This window comes from Deinococcus alpinitundrae (assembly GCF_009982895.1).
GTDB lineage: Bacteria > Deinococcota > Deinococci > Deinococcales > Deinococcaceae > Deinococcus > Deinococcus alpinitundrae.
In genome coordinates, this window is sequence record NZ_WXZL01000013.1 from 18,276 (window position 1) to 35,178 (window position 16,903).

A 16,903-nucleotide genomic window follows, 5' to 3' on the forward strand; every position below is an offset into this window, starting at 1 on the left:
GATCGCCCGTCGCGACGCCGACAAGCCCACTGCCCTGGAACGCGAACCCAAGTTGCCTCACTGCGCCTTTGACCTGAAGCCCTTAGCCGCTGTCCAGGCTGCCCCAACGGATCAGCCGCTCAGGAGACGTGTGCTCATCATCGCCGGAACCGTCCGTATTCGCCCAGACCAGCGCGACGCCGCTGTTCGGCAGGCCCGTCAGATGGCACAGGCCACCCAGAGCGAGGTGGGCTGCTTGGCCTACACCTTCAGCGCCGACCTCACCGACCCTGAACTGTTTCACGTTTTCGAAGCGTGGCAGGGCGAAGCCGCGCCAGCCGAGCACTTCCGAACGCCCCACATGGCCGAATTCAACCGCCGCCTGCCGGATTTGGTCGCCAGCGCCCCACAGCTTCAGCGTTACAGTGTGGCCTCGGTTCAGCCGTTCTAGTGCGGCGGCCCTATTTCAGCAGGTCCACAACCTGTCCGCCCGCTGCCTGGTAGCGCACCACGCCCAGGCCCGGCACGAAATAGCTGTACTGGGTGGAGGTGCCGCCGCCGCTGATTACGTCGCTGCGAATCAGCAGGGCGTTGAAGTTCCCGGCGCTCAGGCTCAGCGGTTCGTTGCCCATGACCCGGCTGCTGAGCTTGAGGCCGCCGCTGGCGCTCTCCCAGCGCTGCCCGAGCGTCAGCGGTGAGGACGGATACACCGTCAGCGGGGGGTTGTACCACACGACCTGCTTGCCGATGCGCACACCGCGCAGGTACACCCCGCCGCCCCGGTACTCAAGCAGGTCTTCCGAGACGGTCACGCCGCCGATCTGGTGGGCCGTCGGCGTCACGCTGACACCCTTGACGGTGGTGGGCTGGCCGATCTGCTGGGTTTCGCCGCTGCTGTAGCGCCAGGTGGTCGAGGGCGTGCTGGGAAAGTAGCTGCCCGCCGCCAGCCCGCTGCTGGAGAGCAGGGAAACCAGCAGCGGAGCGAGGAGGGAGCCGCGTTTCATCACGCCCAGTCTAGCCGGGCGGTTCTGACGGCAGATGCACAAAAGGCGGCGGCGCGCTTTACTCCTGATCGCGTCCGAGTTCGGCACTGCGCAGCGTGGCGGCCACCACCGTGCTGATCAGCGCGCCGCGCACGCCGCTGCCTTCCAGCACTTCCAGGCCCGCGATGGTGGTGCCGCCGGGGCTGGAGACCTCGTCCTTGAGCATCCCCGGATGCGCCCGCTCCAAGAGAAGACCGCCGCTGGTGCTCATGACCCGTGCGGCGAGTTCGTGGGCCAGCGCGCGCGGCAGCCCCATGCGGACGCCGCCGTCGGCCAGCGCCTCGGCTATCACCGCCAGGTAGCCGGGGCCGGAGCCAGTGAGGCCGGTAAAGGCATTGAACAGGTGCTCGGGCAGATTGTAGACCTGGCCCACCGCACCGAAAATCTCGTGGGCGTAGGGCATGTCGCCGCCGCGCTGGGCTTCGTCCAGGCCAGTGATGGCGGTCTGTGACTGGCCGATGGTGGCTCCCAGGTTGGGCATCACCCGCACCACCCGCTCGGTACGCAACCGCCGCGCCAGGGTGGCCACGCTGACGCCCGCCATGGTGCTGATGTAGCCGGTGTCGGGCTGGGCCAGCCATTCGCTCGCCTCGGGAAACACGCGCGGCTGCAAGCTGATCAGCACCCGCTCGGCCCCACCGAGGTCACCCACCGGCAGCACCGGAGTGCCCAGGCGCTCGGCGATCATGTCCAGCCGCGCCGCGTTGGTGTCCATGATGCCGATCTCGTCCGGGTGCAGCAGTCCGCGCCGCATGACGCCTTCCAGAATCGCCAGCCCCAGTTTTCCCACGCCCACGATGGCCAGTTTCATGCCCGGCAGTATAGAGGCCGCTCCAGGCCGCACAGAACCGGAGAACAGACAAGGCGAAGGCGGCACGCCCGCAGGTGTGAGACCTTGCTAGCATGTCCGGCATGCTGGTGTATGTCTTGCCCGGAACCCTGGAAACCCGTGAAGCCGACCTCGATACCCTGTGGGAAGCCGGGGCGACGGGCCTGGAGGAGCGTGCCGGAATGTTGCGCGCTTACTTCGACACCCCCGCCGACCTCACGCTCGACGGCGAATGGACCGACGAACCCGACCAGGACTGGCAGGCCGACTGGAAAAAGGGGTTGACGCCCGTGACGGCGGGCCGCTTTACCATCACCCCCTCGTGGCTGGCCGACGAGGTGCCGCCCAGCCAGATCCCGCTGCTGATCGACCCCGGCATGGCCTTCGGGACCGGGCACCACGCCACCACCCGGCTGGCGGTGGAGGCGCTCGGGCAGCTCGATCTGGCGGGCCGCCGGGTGCTGGATGTCGGCAGCGGCAGCGGGGTGCTGGCCCTGGCCGCGGCCCTGGGCGGGGCCGAGCGGGTGCTGGGCCTCGACATCGACCCGGTGACGCTGCCCGCCGCCATCGAAAACGCCCAGCTCAACGGCCTGAAGGCTTTTCCCGGAACGCCCGCCCGCTTCGAGACACTTGGCGGCAGCCTGAGCTTCGCGGTGGGCAGCCTCGATCCTGACGACCTCGATGACACAGGCGAACCCGAATATGACGTGCTGGTCGCCAATCTGTTTGCCGAGCTGCACGACCTGCTGGCCGGAGCCTACCGCGCCGTGCTGCGCCCCGATTCGCCACTGATTCTGACCGGCATTCTGCAAGACCGTCTGCCGCTGGTACGCGCCGCCCTGGCCCGCGAGAGCTTCACCCAGGTTAGCGAGACGCTCGACGGGGAGTGGGTGCTGATCACGGCCCGCTCCAGCTGATGGCGCGGCACCAGCACCGCGTCAGGGTGGACGCACTCGCCGCGCAGATGAGCCTGAATGCCGCCGAGATCAAGCACCTTCAGGTGATGCGGGTCCGCTCCGGCGACAGTGTGTTGGTCTTCGACGGCCGGGGCGCAGCGGGCGAGGCCGAGCTGACGCAGCTCGACGCCTTCGGTGCCCGTCTGAAGCTGCTGGGCCGGACGGAAACCAGCACCGAGTATCCACAGCCGGTCACGCTGGGCATCGCGCTGCTCAAAGGTGACAAGCTCAGCGACGTGGTGCGGGCGGCCACCGAGCTGGGCGTGGCGCACTTCCAGCTGCTTCAGACCCGTTACGCCGACGTGCCGGACATCGGCGAGAACAAGCTCACGCGCCTGCGCCGGATCGCCGAGGAAGCCGCCAAGCAGTCGCAACGCTCGGTCGTGCCGGAGATCGCGCCGCCCATGCCGCTGGCGCAGTTTCGCCCAGGGGGGCAGGTCTTTTATGCCCACCCCGGCAGCCCGGCCCGGCTCCTGGACGAGTTGACTTGGTACTCACCGCTGACACTTATCAGCGGCCCCGAGGGCGGGTTCTCGCCGGAAGACCTGGTGCAGCTCGGCCTGGCTGGGGCAGCAGGGGTGACGCTCGGTCCCCGTATATTGCGCGCCGAGACTGCGCCGATGGCCCTGCTGGGAGCGCTGGCGGCCAGTGGAGTCTGAGCGGCCCGCGTTTGCTACCCTGACAGGTATGGATAAGCCCGTACTCGCCCGTCTCAACCGGGTCATGGAACTGCGTGAGGAGGTCGAAACCCTGGCGTCAGGCGGCCCCTACACGCTCGACGCCGACTGGCTCAGCTCCGGCACTCACCTGACCCTGGTGGCCGATGTGCCGGGCTGCTTGCCCGAGAGTCTGACCCTGGAAGACGACGGCGAGGCGGTGACGCTCAGCGGTGAGCGCAGCGCCCTGCCGGACGATCAGGACGCGCTGCACCGCGAGCGTCGCACCGGACGCTTCACGCGCCGCCTGCCGTTTCCGGTGCCGGTACTGGCCCAGAGCGGCGAGGCCAGTCTGGTGGCCGGGGTGCTGAGTGTGCGCTTCGAGAAGGTCAACAAGACCATCGAGGCGCATACGGAAGAACCACAGCCGCAGCGCTGAGGTGCTGGGCGGTTTGGCTTAGGGCGGGCTGGGCCGGGTGGCCGATGTGGGCGTATTTTTCTGCCCTTTACAGTGCGGGCATGACCCTTCCTCTGCACCTTGAGCGCGCCTTCGCCCGGCTGAACATGCGGGTTCACAGCATGAGCGCCCCGGTGCGGCGTGCGGCAGCCTCCAGCTTCAACCTGGACATCGCCACCGATCGGCACGGCGAGTATTTCGAAGTTCGGCTCCCGGAGCAGTCCCAGCCCGAACTGCTGACGCTGGACGTCTGGCCCGATCTGCGCCAGCTTTTGCTGATGGCCCGCACCGACGGGCGCAAGGGCAAGTTTCTGTGCGGTTTCGACGAGCGCCACCTGTTCACCGCCGCCGTGCCGGGTCCGGGGGTACGCGACGTGCCGGGTGCCATGCAGGCGCTTAAGCCCGCCGCCGTGCTGACTAGCGAGGAGCATGCCCATCTGCGAACCAGTGCCCGCCTGCGCCGCCGCAACGCCGCTTTCGTGCGCCAGGGCGAGTGGTTTTTCGTGCCGCAGCCGGAATTGATCGTCTTGCCCGAACGGGTGCGCCGCAACGAGCCGCTCTCGCGCGGTGCGGGCAGCAAGACGCATGTGTGCGCCGAGGCCGCTCGGGTCGGCGGCGAGCCGGTGATGGTCTGCTCCAGGTTTCCCAGCGGCGTGCCGCTCGCCCGTTACCTGCAACTGGTGCGGTCCTCGGCCCTGGTGATGACCTGGCACTGGCAGCAGATGACCCGCAACCCAGAGCTGTACGTGCGCGGCGAGGTGCGTCACAAGGACCACGCCACGCTGACGCTGCCCACTTGGCACCGGGTGCTGATGAACACCGAGAACGAGGCGGCGGGGCGGCGGACGGTGGCGTTTCTGGACTGAAGGGCGGCTTGCCCGCTGCGGCTTGGTATACTTTCCCCGAGCGCTGCGGCGACTGGCGCTGAACGTGGGGGCCACCACGGGGAAGCCGCAGCTTTTTTGACCAGATCGCACGCCTGGGTCGGACTGTACCGTTACCTCCATCAGGAAGGCGGGGCGTCCAGCTCTTCACCCAGGAGACCGCATGTCAATGTCCGAAGCCAGCCAAACCCAGCCGACCCCCCGGCGCGCCCTGATTTCCGTCAGCGACAAGCGCGGCGTGGTGGACTTCGCCCGCCAGCTCAGTGACCAGGGCTGGCAGCTCCTCTCGACCGGCGGCACCCTGAGCGCCCTGCAAGCGGCGGGCGTGCCCGCGACCAAAGTGGCCGACGTGACCGGCTTTCCCGAGATTCTGGACGGGCGGGTCAAGACCCTGCACCCCAAGATTCACGGCGGCATCCTGGCGCGGCGCGATGAGGCGCACCTGGCCGAACTTGCTGCGCACGACATCGGATTGATCGATCTGGTATGCGTCAACCTGTACCCCTTCCGCGAGACGGTGGCGGCGGGCGCGGACCTCGCCACCGCCGTCGAGAACATCGACATCGGCGGCCCGGCCATGCTGCGCGCCGCCGCCAAGAACTTCGCCGACGTGCTGGTGCTGGTCGACCCCGCCGATTACCCGGTTGCCCTGCAAGCGGAAGTCTCGCAGGCCGAGCGTCAGCGCCTGGCGGCCAAGGCTTACTTGCACACCAGCAGCTACGACGCGGCGATCACGGCGTACCTGTCGGCTCCGCTGACGGCCGAGCAAGCACCCGCTGAACCCGTGCCCACGGCGACGGCGGACTTTTTTCCTGCCGAAATCACGCTGCCCCTGACCCGCGTGGCCGAGCTGCGTTACGGCGAGAATCCCCACCAGCCCGCCACGGTCTACCGCCTCGGCGAGCAGACCGGCCCGGCGCTGGACGCCGAGGTGCTGGCCGGAAAAGCCATGAGTTTCAACAACTATGCCGACACCGACGCCGCCTGGGCGCTGGTTTCCGAGTTCGGCGGCCCGGCCTGCGTGGCGGTCAAGCACGCCAACCCCTGCGGCGTGGCGCTGGCCGACTCGCCCCAGGTCGCCTGGGAGCGCGCCCGCGACACCGACACCCTCAGCGTGTTCGGCGGTGTGGTGGCCCTCAACCGCCCCATCGATCTGGCGACGGCCAAGAGCACGCGCGGCACGTTTCTGGAAGTGCTGATCGCGCCAGACATCGACGAGGACGCCCTGGCCTGGCTGCGCGAGAAGAAGCCGGATCTGCGGGTGCTGCGTGCCGGAAAGACCCAGGCCCCGCGTGTGGAGTACCGCCCGCTCGTCGGCGGCTTCCTGGCCCAGCAGCGCGACGACCGCACCTGGGACGAACTGTGCCCCGAGGTCGTGACCGCCCGGCAGCCCAGCGAGGCCGAGTGGCAGGATTTGCAGTTCGCCTGGACGGTGGCCAAACATGCGCGCAGCAACAACGTGGTGCTGGCGCTCGGCGGCGTCACGGTAGGTGTGGGGGCCGGCGCGGTCAGCCGCATCTGGGCCGCCGAGCGGGCGGTGCAGAACGCGGGCGAGCGCGCACGCGGCTCGGTCATGGCCTCGGAAGCCTTCTTTCCCTTCGACGACGTGGTGCGGCTAGCGGGCAGTGTGGGCGTCAGTGCCATCATCCAGCCGGGCGGAGCCAAGCGCGACCCCGAAGTCATCGCGGCGGCCAACGAACTCGGCCTCAGCATGGTGCTGACTGGCTCGCGGCACTTCAAGCACTGATGCAGCTGCTTGGCAGACCCCTGGCGGCCAGCGTCACGGCAGAGGTGCGCCAGCGGCTTTCGCGGCTCGGCTTTTCGCCGCACCTGGTCAGCGTGGTGGCCTCGGGCGACCCGGCCACCCTGGTGTATGTGGAGAGCAAGCGCCGTCAGGCCGAGAAACTTGGCGTGCGCCTGAGTGTGCAGGACCTCGGCGCTGGGGTGTCGCAGGACGACTTGCATGCGGCCCTGCATCAGCTCTCGCAAGACGACAGCGTGCAGGGCATCGTGCTGGAGTTGCCGCTGGCCCCGCACCTCGACCCGGACGCGGCGCTGCGGCGCATCGCTCACCCCAAGGACGTGGAGGGACTGACCCCGGCCAACCTGGCCCTCGTCTCGGCGGGCCGCGAGGCCGAGGCGCTGCTGCCGCCTACCCCGCGCAGCGTGCGCTTCTTGCTGCGTGAGGCGCTGGACCTCTCGGGAGCGCGCATCGCGGTGATCGGGCCGGGGCGCACGGTGGGCCGCCCGCTCACATGGATGCTGAACAACCGCCAGGCGACGGTGACGCTGTGCAATGAGTTCACCCGAGGTCTAAGCGAGGTGCTGGCCCCGCAGGACGCGGTGGTGGTGGCGGTGGGCCTGGCCGGATTGCTGCGGCCCGAACATGTGCAGCCGCACCACGTCGTCATTGACGCGGGCATCAACGTCACGGCGTCCGGCGTGGTCGGTGACGTCGACCCGGCAGTCTGGCCGCTCGTTCGCGCCCATACCCCGGTGCCCGGCGGGGTCGGCCCGCTCACCAGCGCCCTGATGTTTCAGAACCTGGTGCGGGCGGTGCGGCTGCAAAGAGGGGAGACGGTGGAGTGAGCCGGGCATAATCGGCAAATGTCCACTTCAACCCGGCGTCTCGGCAACGACCCTTCGAGCTTGTTGCTGGCGGCCATTTTCGTTGCCGCCGGAGCGCTGCACCTTCTGCGGCCCCGCGTGTTCGATTCGATTGTGCCGCCGTATGTGCCGATGCCGCCGCGTGCCGCCACCCTGATCAGCGGCGCGGCGGAACTGGCGGGCGGACTGGGCCTGCTGCACCCCGCCACCCGTCCGGCGGCCCGCTGGGGACTGCTGGCCCTGCTGCTGGCAGTGTTTCCCGCCAATGTGCAGATGGCCCTTGAGCCGGAGAAGTTTGTGCCGATTCCCGCCTGGGCGTTGTGGGCACGCCTGCCGCTTCAGCCGCTGCTGATGCTCTGGGTGTGGCGGGCTGGGCGGCGGTGAGCGGCGCAGCGATTGCCGAGGCAGAGCTGCGCCGCTCGCTGGGCGATTATCTGGAGCGTGGCAGACCGGACGGCGTCTTCGCGACCCACTGGACGGGTCCCGGCACGGTGAAAGAGCTGGGCCAGCTCGAAGCGCCGGAACTCCAGCTCGACCTGCTGCCGGACCCGCCGATGCCCGGGCAACTCGGGGCGCTCACCGAGCTGGGCTACCGGCCCACGCCCGACGCCCGGCAGTGGGTTCACCTGGATGGATGGACGTTACGGCTGAGCGATCTGGGCGCGCTGGATTCACTTAACCTTCAAGCCCTCACGAACCACCTGGCGGGCGACCACGCGGCCCGAGAGCGCTACCTCAGCGTCTACCGGGCACGGGGACGCGCCGAGGCCGGAGGCCGATGCCCAGCTCTGGCCCCAAGCGCTGGCGGCCACCTTGCAGCGTCAGGGTTCTGGGCCGGTGGCGGCGTTGGCCGACCTTTTCTCAGCCTTGCCCTTTGCCTGGATGGTCGCCAGTGGCTGGGCGCTGGAACTGCACCTCGGCCAGCGCACGCGCCTGCACCACGACCTCGACGTGGTGCTGCCGACAGCCGCCCAGCCGCACCTGCACGCACTCCTCTCACCCGACTGGCGCTTGGACGCCTGCGTGAACGGTACCTACCATGCCTGGGACGGGCAAGCCTTCGACGGTTTTCAGGTTCACGCCCGCCGCCAGGGCTGGCCGATGCTCGACCTGATGTTCGGCGGTGTAACCAACCAACGCTGGGAGTACCGCCGCGACCCTGCCCTGACCCTGCCGCTGGAGCGGGCCAGACGCCACTCGCCGCAGGGCTGGCCCTACCTCACGCCGGAAGCGGTGCTGCTGTTCAAGGCGGGCCGCCCCGGCAGCGTGCCCAGAGGCAAGGATGTCGCCGACTTCCAGCGGGTGCGGCCAGATTTGGATACCGAAGCGCGGACCTGGCTCAAAGCCTCGCTGCGCCGCGTTCACGGCGATCACCCCTGGCTCGAAGCGTTGGGGTGACTGGGCCAGGGCGAACCGAATTGGATTGACGGGATCAAGTTCTATACCGGCACATCGGCGCTGAGCTGCTCGGGCGGCAACCGCAGCCGGGTGATCAGCAGGCTGTTGAGCGCTCCGATCACAACGTCACCTGTACAGGGTCTGCCCGCTGGTCGGAGTCCACCAGTTCTCAAAACCAATTCACTCGGCGTCCGTGTCCGATCAGCGTGGCGCTAGACTGTCAGATGTGTTTGGGCGCTCGCTTCTTCAAACGGTCGTGTCTTTTCTGGCCCCGGTTTCTTCGCCCCGGGCTTCTTTCACACCGTTGCCGGATCACTCTTCCCTGAGTCCCGGACCGCAGAAATCGGGTCACCTGCCTGGCAAGCTCCGGCGGCTGTCGCGGAGCATTCATGCCAGCCAGGCGCGGCCCGAAGACGGCTGGGCGCTGACACAGCTGACACCTGCCGAGGCGCGGCTGTACCTGGGTATGGACGCCCGTGACCGCGAACACGCTTGCCGGGTCACGCGGGCGCTGTTGGCGGCCTCCCCCCAGGCCAGCCCAGCACTCAAGGCGGCGGCACTGCTGCACGACTGCGGCAAGTCCGTGCGGCCCTACCGGGTACATGAGCGGGTGCTGGTGGGTCTGGTACCGGGCCGCCTGGCGCGTCTGCTGCCGTTCGGAGCGCTGTACGTGCGCGGCGCTCACCCACTGCTCGGTGCTGAACTGCTGCGGCACGTCGGTGGTCGGGTCAGGGTGGCCGAACTCATCGAGCGCCACCACAGGCCCGGCGGCGACGCCGAGGCCGCGTTGCTGCACCGCTTCGACGAGCTGGAATAGATGCGCTGCAAGAGTCGAGTCGGAAGGGTACAGCTGCCCTCTCAATCTTTCCTTCATTTTTAGCCCTGTTTCACCCCACCTCGCTGCTGGGCCGTTACGCTCGGGGTATGACCACTTCCGATCCTAACGTGCCTGCCCCGGTGGTCGCCCGTGCCGAAGCGCTATTTGCCCGCGTCGCCATCGGCATCGACTTTTCCGAGAGTTCGGCGGGCGCGCTGGAGCTGGCGCGCACCCGCTTTCCGGGAGCCGAGCGGCTGCTCGTTCACGTGGTGGACGCCCGCGTCGCCGCCATGCCCGACATTTCCGGCGCGGGATTGGTGCCGATGACGTCCTCACCTGACTTGCTCGATACCCTCGCGAAGGTCGACCACTCGCGCCTCGATCAGCTCACCGAGGTGGGCGAATCGCAGCAACTCGTGACCGGTGATCCGGCGGCGGCGCTCACCGAGGCGGCCCAGGCCTGGAACGCCGACTTGATCGTGGTCGGCAGCCACAACCAGGGCACCATCGAGCATTTCTTCGTAGGGTCGGTGGCCGAGCAGGTCGTCAAACGGGCGCAGGTCCCGGTGCTGGTGGTCAAGCGCGGCTCCCAGCGCTGAACGGGCGGGCCACAGGGGTTGACAGGGCGCACCGCCGCGCCTTACAGTAAGCGGCCCTGACAAACCGCCCTCACCGGCGGCGAGCAGCACCCAGGCGGCCCCATCGTCTAGCGGTCAGGATGGTACCCTCTCACGGTATAGACACGGGTTCGAGTCCCGTTGGGGTCACCACAACAAAAGTTCCCGCCACTTTCCTAACGGAGGTGGCGGGGCTTTTTGAGGCCCGTGTGCATCAACGCCCTGTCGTGCGGTGAGCCGCTATGCTGCGGCCATGAACCTGGCTTCCTTCATCGACCACACCCTGCTCAAGGCCACCGCCACCCCGGATGACATTCGGAAGCTGTGCGCCGAGGCCCGCCAATACCAGTTCAAGGCCGTCTGCGTCAACCCACAGCACATCGAGCTGTGCGCGCAGGAACTCGCGGGCAGCGGCGTACTCATCGCCACCGTCTGCGGCTTTCCGCTGGGGGCCGTGACCAGTACCCAGAAAGCCGAGGAAGCCCGCCTGAGCCTGAGCGCCGGGGCCGACGAGGTCGATATGGTCATCAGCATCGGCTCGGCCCTAGCGGGCGACTGGACCTACGTGCAGGCCGACATCGCCGCCGTGCGTGAAGCCACAGCCGGGAAGGTGCTGAAGGTGATTATCGAAACCTGTTATCTGAGTGACGGGCAAAAGGAGCGGGCGACCGAGGCCGCCGTGCAGGCCGGGGCCGATTTCGTCAAGACCAGCACCGGCTTCGGCACGGGCGGAGCCACCCTGGACGACGTGCGGCTCATGGCCCGCGTGATTGCTGGCCGGGCGCAGATCAAGGCGGCGGGCGGGGTGCGTACGCCTGCCGACGCCGAGGCCATGATTGCGGCGGGCGCGGCGCGGCTGGGCACGTCCGGCGGCGTGGGTCTGGTGTCGGGCGACGGCAACCCGGCCGGGTACTGAGCGTGCTGGGCAACGTGGAGTCGGCTGTGGGCGGACAGCAGGTGGTGCTGGCCTCGGGCAGCCCGCGCCGCCGCGAGTTGCTGGCAGGGCTGGGCGTGACGTTCCGGGTGCTGGCCGCCGACCTCGACGAGCATAGCGACCAAGTGCACCCGCTGGAGGTGGCCCGCGATCTGGCGCTGCAAAAGGGCCGGGCGGTGGCCGAGCGTTGCCCAGGTGCGGTGGTCATCGCCTCCGACACGGTGGTGGCCCTGGGCGACGCGCAGCTCGCCAAGCCTGCTGATGTGGAAGAGAATGCCGCCTTTATCGCGCAGCTCAGTGGCCGGGCGCACCACGTCTACACTGGAGTGGCGGTCATCTCGCCGCGCGGCGAGGACGCCGAGGTTTCGGACACCACTGTGGTGTTCCGCGAACTGACGCCCGGCGAGGTGGCCTGGTATGCCCAGAGCGGCGAGGGTCTCGACAAGGCGGGCGGGTACGGCATCCAGGGGCTGGGTGCTGCCCTGATTGAGCGCATTGAGGGCGAGTACAGCGGCGTGGTGGGCTTTCCGCTGAGCGTCGTGATCCAGCTGCTGCGGCGGCACGGTGTGGCCGTCTGCGGCGAGTAGGGTGCTGCCCCCTCCGTTCTAGACGCGAAAAAACAGCGCCTCAGTGGGCGCTGTTTTCGATACAACTCTTTTGTATGCCTTCAGATCGTCAATTCGTTCAGACGCTGATGATCTGGCGGCCCGCGTAATAGCCGCAGCTGGGGCAAACGTGGTGCTGAAGCTTCTTGTTGTGGCAGTTGGGACAGGGCACCAGGTTGGGTACCACCAGGGCGTGGTGGCTGCGGCGCATGTCGCGCTTGCTCTTGCTGGTCTTCTTCTTGGGAACGGGGTGTTTGGCCATGATGGTTTCTCCTGAGTCTTTGCCTGCACGTGGGGCCAGACCACCCCGGCGGCGTTTCTTGGGTTTCTCGCTCGCGCTGGCCTGTGCTGGTCTACGGCGCAGACTGATCGCAAAGCAACAGCAGGGAGTATAGCACGCGGCGGGGAAGAGTGGATACTGGGCAAAGCGGGCGGCGGATCAGCGGTGAACCGGGCCGACCCGGCCGGGCAAGTTGCTGACAGCGCTCTAGCGCCGCCCACCCATGTTCTTCGGCGGCCCTTTCTTGACTCCGGCGAAACGGTTTTTCTCGGCGCGTTTGGCAATGCGCACCTGTGACGCCTGGGCCGCCGTGGGCTTCTGGCCGGGCTTCAGGGGGCGCGGCGGGGGCGGCCCGACCAAGGTATCGAGCGTCATCAGTTTGAAAAAGGGAATGTAGACGACCGTGATCAGGAGCAGCGTGCCCCACCAGGTGCGCAGGTAAGCGCCCAGTCCCACGGCGTAGAGCAGCGCTTGCAAGATTGTCACGACCGCCACGAACAGCAGGGTGCGGGCCAGAATCTTGAAGAGCTTGCTGCGGGTAAAGCCGGGGTCAGGGTCGGCGGTGGTGAGCCAGGTCCAGGGATTCATAGCGGGTGCTCCTGCGGGGGGGCCGCGAGCCGGGTGACGAAGGCAGCGAGTTCCGGCCAGTCGCTGAGTTCAGGAGCGAGTTCGAGCAGCAGGGCGGGTTTGCGGGCCGTGCCCGACAGGCGCGTCAGGGCGCCGAGGGTGGCTGCGTCGCGTAGTGGGGCCAGGTAGATCAGGCCGCGCACCGCGCCCTTGCCTTCCAGCAGGTTCTGTGCGCCCCAGAGGTCGCGCTCGCCAGGCGGCAGCGGCTTGCCGGAAGGCGTGCTGAAGCGCTGGCCGCGCTCCTCGACCTGCTCGCGCGGCAACTGATCGGCCCAGACCGGATGCAGCGCCAGATTGCCGAGCTTGGCCCGCAGCGGTCCCGTCAGGAAGGCGTCGCGCAGTAGGCTGTCAGGACCGATGACGGCCACCGTTGGCCTGGCGGGCGCGCTCAGCGGCGGCAGGCTCTCCCTGGGCGGCTGGGCCAGCAGTTTGACCTTGCTGAGTGCCAGGCGCACCTGCGAGGCGTTGTGGGTGAGCTGCTGGCCGAGTTCGAGCGCCGCGCCGGTCAGCTCCGGACCGCCGTCCGGCACCGCCCGCAGGGTCGGCAGCCCGCTGATGCGGCGCGGCAGTAGTTCGGCCAGATCGCTGGCCCAGGCGTCTTGCGACACCGCCCGCGTGCTGGGCAGCAGGGCCAGATCGACGTTGCCGAGTTCGAGCAGGCGGCCCAGGACCAGCTGCACCTGCACCGGCACGTCCGGCAGGCTTCGGCGGCCCAGTTCGTAGGCGTCTTCGGCAGGCAGCGTGGGCGTCACGACCTTGACCCCCAGTTCGTTGAGAAATGTGTTCCAGTAGCGCATCTGGCGCGCGCCCAGAACGTCGAGCAAACCGACTTTCATAAGCAGCAGTCTAGCGGCTGGGCGGCCCCAAACTTGCTCATGGGCCGCCCGAAGCGGGACAATGCCGCCATGCCCCTCATCACAGTGCAAGGTTACGGCGAGATTCAAGCCCACGACAACGAACGGCTGGTGCTGGCCCTAGAGCGCGGCGGCGTGGACATTCTGCACCGCTGCGGCGGCGTGGCCCGCTGCACCACCTGCCGGGTCGAGTTCAGCGCCGGAGAGCCTTCCCAGATGACCCAGGCCGAGCACGACAAGCTGACCGAGAAAGGCCTGAGCGGCGTGCGGCTCTCGTGCCAGATCGAATGCCAGCACGACATGGCCCTGACCCCGGTGCAGACGGTGACCAGTAGCGGTCTGGAAGCGGGCAAGGCCCCGGCGGAGACAATCGAACCGGCCCCGGTCTGGATTGAGACAAGCTGAGGGCCGCATCTTCATGCACTTTTCTTGCATGTTCATACGCCCAGCCGCTACACTGGCGACCTTATGCCGACATCCCCCGCTGAGCTGCTGACGCCCGACACCCTGCCCACGCCGGTCATGGCCGGGCGGGATTTTTTGTCGAATCTGGACATGAGTAGCGCCGAGCTGCGCAGCGTACTGGACACCGCCGCCTCGATGAAGCGCGGCGAGTGGCGGCAGGTCAAGCCGCTCTCGGGGCTGTCGCTGGCACTGGTGTTCGAGAAGGCCAGCCTGCGCACCCGCACCACCTTCGACGTGGGCATGTACCAGCTCGGCGGCCACGCCATCACCTTATCCAACCAGGAAATCGGACTGGGCCAGCGCGAGCGCGTCAGCGACGTGGCCCGCAACCTGGAGCGCTGGGTCGACGGCGTGATGGGCCGGGTGTACCTGCAACAGACACTGCATGAACTTGCGGACCATTCGTCCATTCCAGTCATCAACGGCCTCTCGGACATGCTGCACCCGGTGCAGCTCCTGGCCGATTACCAGACCATCGAGGAGGAACTCGGCAGCGCGGCGGGCAAGCGGGTGGTCTACATCGGCGACGGCAACAACCTCGCCAATAGTCACATCCATATGGGCATCCTGACCGGCTCGGACGTGACCATCGTGACCCCGGTGGGCTATGAACCCAACGCGGGTGTGCTGATGGACGCCGTCAAGCAGGGCACCCAGATCACCCTGACGCACGATCTGAGCGCCATCGACGGCGCGGACGTGTTGTACACCGACGTCTGGATTTCGATGGGCCAGGAAGCCGAGGCCGATATCCGCCGCCGTGCCTTCCGGGGCTATCAGGTCACGCCGCAGATGCTCGATCGCCTGGCACCGCACGGTATTTTCCTGCACTGCCTCCCAGCCCACTACGGCGAGGAAACCGTGCCGGAAGCCACCGAGCATCCCAAGAGCCGGGTCTTCGATCAGGCCGAGAACCGCCTGCACGCGCAAAAGGCGCTGTTGTATCACCTGCTGGGCAGCGCCAAGCCGAGGTGGTGAGGTGCCTGGGCCGCTGCTCCCCACCCTCCACACCCCGCGCCTGACCATCCGGCCCCTGATCCCGGCTGATGCGCCCGCGTTCACGGCGTACCACAACGACCCCGAGATTGCGCGCTACCAGGGCTGGGACATGCCCTACCCGCTGGAGCAGGCCGAGGTGCACGCCCGTGAAATGCAGGTGGACCCGTCGCTGCGGGAGGACTGGAGCACCCTGATGCTGGAGGGCGCTGGAGGTTCCGTGTTGGGCAATCTCAGTCTGCGCCTGACCGGACACCGCACGGCGGAAGTCGGCTTTACCCTGGCGCGTGCCCACTGGGGCCAGGGCTATGCCGCCGAGGGACTGAGCGCCCTGCTGGCGTGGCTGTTCACCCAGGCCGATCTGCACCGGGTTCACGCCAGCCTTGATCCACGCAACGTCCGCAGCGCCGCGCTCCTAAAGCGCGTGGACCTGCGCTTCGAGGGGTGCAGCGTGCAGGCCTACTGGCACCGTGACGGATGGACCGACGACGCTCACTACGCGCTGCTGCAAAGCGAATGGCAGGAGAAGCATGACACCTAAAATTTTTATCGACGGCGAGGCGGGCACCACCGGCCTGCAGATTCGCGCCCGCTTGCAGGGCCGAGACGACCTCGAACTGCTCAGCATCGCCCCCGAGCGTCGCAAGGACCCCGAAGCCCGCCGCGAGCTGCTCAACGCCGCCGACGTGGCCATCTTGTGCCTGCACGACGATCTGGCACGCGAGGCCGTGGGCCTGATCGAAAATCCCCGGACGCGGGTGCTCGATGCCTCCAGCGCCCACCGGGTCGCGCCGGGCTGGGTCTACGGTTTTCCCGAACTGGTCAGTACCCAGGCCCAGGCCATTCGCGAGGCCCAGTTCGTCAGCAATCCGGGCTGCTACGCCACCGGGGCCACGGCTTTGCTGCGCCCGCTGACCGACGCCGGGCTGGTGCCGCACGACGCTCTGCTCAACATTCAGGGATTCTCCGGCTACAGCGGCGGCGGGCGGACACTCGTCGACGCCCACGAGCAGCAGCAGGCGCACCCGATGGCCGGGCCGTTCCGGAGCTACGCCCTGACCCTGAACCACAAGCACCGCCCCGAGATGGCCGAGTACGGTGGCCTGGATACCGAGCCGCTGTTCACGCCGCATGTGGGCGGCTGGCGGCAGGGCATGCTGGTGCAGTTGCCGCTGCATCTGGGAGCGCTGAACGTCACGGCAGACCAGCTGCGGGACGCCCTGACTCAGCACTACGCCGGGCAGTGCTTCGTCTCGGTGCTGCCAGAAGCGGCCAACCCAGCCATCCTCGACCCCGAGGCGCTCAACGACACCAACCGCCTCGAACTGTTCGTGTATGCTAACGACCACGGGCAGGCGCTGCTGGTCTCGCGGCTCGACAACCTGGGCAAGGGAGCCAGCGGCGCGGCGGTGCAGAATCTGGACGTGATGCTGGGTCTGGACGGGGCCGGGCGTGACTACGCGCTGGCAGCAGGCAGACCGTCCGTCTGAGAGGCTGAACAGATGCGCTAGACTGCGTCCAGTTTCACAATTCAGCGCATCAGCTCGGGAGGTCAGCGTGGCAGGCAAATTCGTAATCAAGCGCTCCGGCAAGGATCAGGACGGCTTCATCTTCAATTTGCACGCCGGCAACGGCCAGGTGGTGCTGACCAGCGAGCGCTACGAGTCCAGGGCCAGCGCCCTGAACGGCATCGAGTCGGTCAAGACCAACGCCGCCAACCCGGCCCGCTTCGAGTTGCGCCAGGGCAGTCAGGAGCCGTACTTCGTGCTGAAGGCCGCCAACGGGCAGGTCATCGGTATGGGTGAGCATTACTCGTCGGACAGTGCGGCCCGCGAGGGGATGGCGGCCGTGGCGCGGGCCGCTGAGGGTACCACCACCGACGACCAGAGCTGAGAAGCG

24 protein-coding genes, 1 tRNA gene and 1 riboswitch are annotated in these 16,903 nt (G+C 68.0%); of the genes, 19 read left to right on the forward strand and 6 right to left on the reverse strand.

Going from position 1 to position 16,903, the window contains the following annotated elements; all coding sequences use genetic code 11:
• Window positions 1–130 precede the first annotated feature (130 nt).
• Window positions 131–430: a putative quinol monooxygenase gene (locus tag GUI70_RS13010; protein WP_161882749.1), complete on the forward strand. Its 300-nt coding sequence runs from the start codon at window positions 131–133 to the stop codon at window positions 428–430.
• A gap of 10 nt (window positions 431–440) precedes the next feature.
• Here GUI70_RS13010 and GUI70_RS13015 read toward each other — a convergent pair whose 3' ends face one another.
• Both GUI70_RS13015 and proC read right to left on the reverse strand, forming a co-directional pair.
• Window positions 441–983 carry a hypothetical protein gene (locus GUI70_RS13015; RefSeq protein ID WP_161882750.1) on the reverse strand — a complete coding sequence of 181 codons (543 nt, stop codon included), beginning with the start codon at window positions 981–983 and terminating at the stop codon, window positions 441–443.
• A 58-nt stretch (window positions 984–1,041) separates the two neighbouring features.
• A complete protein-coding gene (gene proC / locus GUI70_RS13020) occupies window positions 1,042–1,833 on the reverse strand; it encodes a pyrroline-5-carboxylate reductase (protein ID WP_161882751.1) in 792 nt (263 codons plus the stop codon).
• Window positions 1,834–1,934: 101 nt separating this feature from the next.
• Between proC and GUI70_RS13025 the strand changes: the two genes are divergently transcribed.
• The 7 genes from GUI70_RS13025 (at window position 1,935) to GUI70_RS13055 (ending at window position 7,795) form a co-directional block, all read left to right on the forward strand.
• The gene (locus GUI70_RS13025) at window positions 1,935–2,768 is read left to right on the forward strand and encodes a 50S ribosomal protein L11 methyltransferase (RefSeq protein WP_161882752.1); all 834 of its coding nucleotides are present in this window, start codon (window positions 1,935–1,937) and stop codon (window positions 2,766–2,768) included.
• Complete coding sequence (locus GUI70_RS13030) at window positions 2,768–3,466, forward strand: 16S rRNA (uracil(1498)-N(3))-methyltransferase (RefSeq protein ID WP_161882753.1); 699 nt, start codon at window positions 2,768–2,770, stop codon at window positions 3,464–3,466. Before GUI70_RS13025 ends, GUI70_RS13030 begins: the two co-directional genes overlap by 1 nt.
• A gap of 28 nt (window positions 3,467–3,494) precedes the next feature.
• Entirely contained in the window at window positions 3,495–3,902 is a 408-nt protein-coding gene (locus GUI70_RS13035; RefSeq protein WP_161882754.1) for an Hsp20/alpha crystallin family protein, read from the forward strand.
• An 80-nt stretch (window positions 3,903–3,982) separates the two neighbouring features.
• On the forward strand, window positions 3,983–4,786 hold the full coding sequence (locus GUI70_RS13040; protein WP_161882755.1) for a hypothetical protein: 804 nt from the start codon (window positions 3,983–3,985) through the stop codon (window positions 4,784–4,786).
• Window positions 4,787–4,824: 38 nt separating this feature from the next.
• A riboswitch (ZMP/ZTP riboswitch) is annotated at window positions 4,825–4,912 on the forward strand.
• A gap of 55 nt (window positions 4,913–4,967) precedes the next feature.
• Window positions 4,968–6,551, forward strand: coding sequence for a bifunctional phosphoribosylaminoimidazolecarboxamide formyltransferase/IMP cyclohydrolase (gene purH / locus GUI70_RS13045; RefSeq protein ID WP_237724896.1), 1,584 nt, complete (start codon window positions 4,968–4,970; stop codon window positions 6,549–6,551).
• Complete coding sequence (locus tag GUI70_RS13050) at window positions 6,551–7,393, forward strand: bifunctional 5,10-methylenetetrahydrofolate dehydrogenase/5,10-methenyltetrahydrofolate cyclohydrolase (protein ID WP_161882756.1); 843 nt, start codon at window positions 6,551–6,553, stop codon at window positions 7,391–7,393. The genes purH and GUI70_RS13050 overlap by 1 nt, the downstream gene beginning before the upstream one ends.
• 18 nt (window positions 7,394–7,411) lie before the next feature.
• Window positions 7,412–7,795, forward strand: coding sequence for a DoxX family protein (locus GUI70_RS13055; RefSeq protein WP_161882757.1), 384 nt, complete (start codon window positions 7,412–7,414; stop codon window positions 7,793–7,795).
• Here GUI70_RS13055 and GUI70_RS13060 read toward each other — a convergent pair.
• Window positions 7,750–8,037, reverse strand: coding sequence for a hypothetical protein (locus GUI70_RS13060; RefSeq protein ID WP_161882758.1), 288 nt, complete (start codon window positions 8,035–8,037; stop codon window positions 7,750–7,752). The two genes, GUI70_RS13055 and GUI70_RS13060, sit on opposite strands and share 46 nt — an antisense overlap.
• Window positions 8,038–8,257: 220 nt before the next feature.
• Here GUI70_RS13060 and GUI70_RS13065 point away from each other — a divergent pair, with 220 nt between their 5' ends.
• From GUI70_RS13065 to GUI70_RS13090, 6 genes are all read left to right on the forward strand, one after another.
• Window positions 8,258–8,809 carry a nucleotidyltransferase domain-containing protein gene (locus tag GUI70_RS13065; protein ID WP_161882759.1) on the forward strand — a complete coding sequence of 184 codons (552 nt, stop codon included), beginning with the start codon at window positions 8,258–8,260 and terminating at the stop codon, window positions 8,807–8,809.
• A gap of 304 nt (window positions 8,810–9,113) precedes the next feature.
• Complete coding sequence (locus GUI70_RS13070) at window positions 9,114–9,626, forward strand: HD domain-containing protein (protein WP_161882760.1); 513 nt, start codon at window positions 9,114–9,116, stop codon at window positions 9,624–9,626.
• Window positions 9,627–9,733: 107 nt separating this feature from the next.
• The gene (locus GUI70_RS13075; protein ID WP_161882761.1) at window positions 9,734–10,225 is read left to right on the forward strand and encodes a universal stress protein; all 492 of its coding nucleotides are present in this window, start codon (window positions 9,734–9,736) and stop codon (window positions 10,223–10,225) included.
• A 96-nt stretch (window positions 10,226–10,321) separates the two neighbouring features.
• Window positions 10,322–10,396, forward strand: a tRNA-Glu gene (locus tag GUI70_RS13080).
• Window positions 10,397–10,496: 100 nt separating this feature from the next.
• Window positions 10,497–11,159, forward strand: a complete 663-nt coding sequence (gene deoC / locus GUI70_RS13085) for a deoxyribose-phosphate aldolase (RefSeq protein WP_161882762.1) — start codon at window positions 10,497–10,499, stop codon at window positions 11,157–11,159.
• 26 nt (window positions 11,160–11,185) lie between these two features.
• Window positions 11,186–11,764: a Maf family protein gene (locus GUI70_RS13090; RefSeq protein ID WP_237724897.1), complete on the forward strand. Its 579-nt coding sequence runs from the start codon at window positions 11,186–11,188 to the stop codon at window positions 11,762–11,764.
• A gap of 97 nt (window positions 11,765–11,861) precedes the next feature.
• Here GUI70_RS13090 and rpmF read toward each other — a convergent pair whose 3' ends face one another.
• The 3 genes from rpmF to GUI70_RS13105 all read right to left on the reverse strand — a co-directional run bounded on the left by rpmF (window position 11,862) and on the right by GUI70_RS13105 (window position 13,525).
• Complete coding sequence (gene rpmF, locus GUI70_RS13095) at window positions 11,862–12,044, reverse strand: 50S ribosomal protein L32 (protein WP_161882763.1); 183 nt, start codon at window positions 12,042–12,044, stop codon at window positions 11,862–11,864.
• A gap of 225 nt (window positions 12,045–12,269) precedes the next feature.
• Window positions 12,270–12,650: a hypothetical protein gene (locus tag GUI70_RS13100; RefSeq protein ID WP_161882764.1), complete on the reverse strand. Its 381-nt coding sequence runs from the start codon at window positions 12,648–12,650 to the stop codon at window positions 12,270–12,272.
• Window positions 12,647–13,525, reverse strand: a complete 879-nt coding sequence (locus GUI70_RS13105; protein WP_161882765.1) for a hypothetical protein — start codon at window positions 13,523–13,525, stop codon at window positions 12,647–12,649. Before GUI70_RS13105 ends, GUI70_RS13100 begins: the two co-directional genes overlap by 4 nt.
• Before the next feature lie 69 nt (window positions 13,526–13,594).
• Between GUI70_RS13105 and GUI70_RS13110 the strand changes: the two genes are divergently transcribed.
• The 5 genes from GUI70_RS13110 (at window position 13,595) to GUI70_RS13130 (ending at window position 16,897) form a co-directional block, all read left to right on the forward strand.
• Window positions 13,595–13,948: a 2Fe-2S iron-sulfur cluster-binding protein gene (locus GUI70_RS13110; RefSeq protein WP_161882766.1), complete on the forward strand. Its 354-nt coding sequence runs from the start codon at window positions 13,595–13,597 to the stop codon at window positions 13,946–13,948.
• A 63-nt stretch (window positions 13,949–14,011) separates the two neighbouring features.
• The gene (gene argF, locus GUI70_RS13115) at window positions 14,012–14,986 is read left to right on the forward strand and encodes an ornithine carbamoyltransferase (protein WP_237724898.1); all 975 of its coding nucleotides are present in this window, start codon (window positions 14,012–14,014) and stop codon (window positions 14,984–14,986) included.
• 1 nt (window position 14,987) lies between these two features.
• Entirely contained in the window at window positions 14,988–15,545 is a 558-nt protein-coding gene (locus GUI70_RS13120; RefSeq protein ID WP_161882767.1) for a GNAT family N-acetyltransferase, read from the forward strand.
• Window positions 15,535–16,494: an N-acetyl-gamma-glutamyl-phosphate reductase gene (gene argC, locus GUI70_RS13125; RefSeq protein ID WP_161882768.1), complete on the forward strand. Its 960-nt coding sequence runs from the start codon at window positions 15,535–15,537 to the stop codon at window positions 16,492–16,494. The genes GUI70_RS13120 and argC overlap by 11 nt, the downstream gene beginning before the upstream one ends.
• 67 nt (window positions 16,495–16,561) lie before the next feature.
• Window positions 16,562–16,897 carry a YegP family protein gene (locus GUI70_RS13130; RefSeq protein WP_161882769.1) on the forward strand — a complete coding sequence of 112 codons (336 nt, stop codon included), beginning with the start codon at window positions 16,562–16,564 and terminating at the stop codon, window positions 16,895–16,897.
• Window positions 16,898–16,903 lie beyond the last annotated feature (6 nt).